This window comes from Parasphingorhabdus sp., from assembly GCF_049667325.1.
GTDB lineage: Bacteria > Pseudomonadota > Alphaproteobacteria > Sphingomonadales > Sphingomonadaceae > Parasphingorhabdus.
On record NZ_JBATHY010000253.1, the window covers coordinates 1 to 2,005 of the forward strand.

1 protein-coding gene and 1 riboswitch are annotated in these 2,005 nt (G+C 57.1%); the gene reads right to left on the minus strand.

Features of this window, described 5'->3' with window-relative positions; translation table 11 throughout:
• Window positions 1-1,782 (minus strand): TonB-dependent receptor plug domain-containing protein (locus WBM93_RS11395; RefSeq protein ID WP_424431942.1); only part of this gene is annotated, 1,782 nt, incomplete at its 3' end.
• 79 nt (window positions 1,783-1,861) lie between these two features.
• Window positions 1,862-2,005: riboswitch (cobalamin riboswitch) on the minus strand. This riboswitch is flagged as partial in the annotation.

Below are 2,005 nucleotides of genomic sequence, written 5' to 3' on the forward strand. Positions count from 1 at the left end.
GCTGTCGCTCACGGGCGTGCTCGCGCGCACCCCGGCGAGGACATAACCGTCGATCCGTCGACTATTGGCGAGATCGTCGAAACTGTCGCCGACCATTTGCAAATCGGCGCCCAGCCTCAATTGGGAACCGGTCTGATAATCGGCATTGAGGTAGAGACTGCTCGCCGGTCGCCGTGCCAGCTCGTTGCCAAAATTGGTTCCGGACGAACGGTTTTCCGCATCGAGATACGTATAGTTCGCGGCAATCCGCAACCGCTCGACCGGCCTGATCGACAGGATCGCTTCCGCTCCTCTGGTGCGGTTGCGCTCGATATTCAGCGTCGTACCGAACGGACGACTCCCGCTGGCGCACACGGCCGGTGCCGGATCAGGCGCTACCGGACAGGCTGCGAAGGCGATCTGGTTGCTTGTATCGCGCTGAAACAGCGTCACGGACATCTGGACAGCCTGTTCTATAAACGACTGATCGACGCCTATTTCATAGGATTTCGCTGTTTCCGGCAACAAGTCGGGCGTACCGAAGCCAAGCGGGCGATCATCAAGATCGATCAGCGACGGTGCTCTAAATCCCTCTGCGTAGCTCGCGCGGATGGTCGGGCCGTTTTCGCCAAGCCGATAGGCAAAATTGCCCGCCAAGCTTGTATTGCCGCCAAAATCGTCATGTTCATCATGCCGGACTCCGCCGGTTAGGGTCAGACCGTCCCCAGGATTGAACACCGTTTGGAAAAACAGGGAATCGATGCCGGTCAAGGCATTGATCCCGCCATTTTCATAACGGCTCTCTTCCGTTTCCGTTCCGAAAACGAAACGCAATTGCTCGCTGACCGCAAAATCGCCCCGATATTCAAATCGTTCGGTTCTGCCCCGGGGAAGCGATGTGAAGAAGGGGCTGATGATGTCGCGATTGATGTCGGCAATGCTGAATGCAAAGCGGTTCTGGAACTGCCCGTCAAACGCCTCCGCATGAATGCTGGCGTTGCCGTAAAATTCCTGGGCCAGCGAATATTGACTAGTGTCGGCACTGAATGGCGGGAAGACATCGTCATTATCTATTCGGCTGTCGGCATAATAGCCGCTGGCTTCAAAACGGATCGTGTCGGAAATATCGACTATCACCTGACCGGACGCAGAATATTGGCGATAACCATCCGCCTCGGTACCGCGAGAAAAAGCGCTGATACCATCGGTACGGACATAGCCGCCGCCGATGCTCAGTCCGACCGGGCCGAGCTTGCCCGAAGCATTGCTGACAGTGCGTATTGTGTCGCGCGCACCATATTCGCCCTGAACGAAGAGGGTGGGATCGTCGGTTGGGCGTTTCGTGATCACGTTGACCACGCCGCCGACGGCCTGGCTACCCCAGGTAACGCCATTGGCTCCGCGCAGCACTTCGACCCGTTCGATATTGCCCGCTGTCAAATTGCCGAAATCAAAGCCGCCGTCCGGGGTCGACGGATCATTGACCCGGATGCCATTGATAAGCACCAATGTCTGATCGCTTTCGGCGCCTCTGATCCTGACCGAGGTCTGGGAGCCCAATCCGCCGCTCCGGGTGACGCTGACACCAGGCAGCTCCTGCAGAATCTCGGCTATAACAATCGATTGCTGATCGAGGATTTCCGCTTCTGTGATGACCGAAATGGCGGCACCGGTTTCCTCGATATCCTGTGCGATGCCGGTAGCGGTGACAATAATCTCTCGATCATCGGCGGCCAGCGCGGGCACAGCGCTGCAATAAGCAGAAGTCGCCATGAGCATGGCAACGTACTGAAATTTATACATTTAGATTCCCTTTCGTAAACGACATCAATTGCCGTTACGCAGGGGAAAACCCCGTTCACCCGACACACCCCGTCCGGCTGAAGAACGACGATATGGGGCAGGTCTCCTGACTTGCGGATCGCCGCTGTATATGCCGCCTTCCCAGATCCGGAGATCCAGTGGCCTTTGGCATATCAGCTAGCCGCTTACAGTTGCGGGGGCAGTACCGGATTTGAACTGGGCG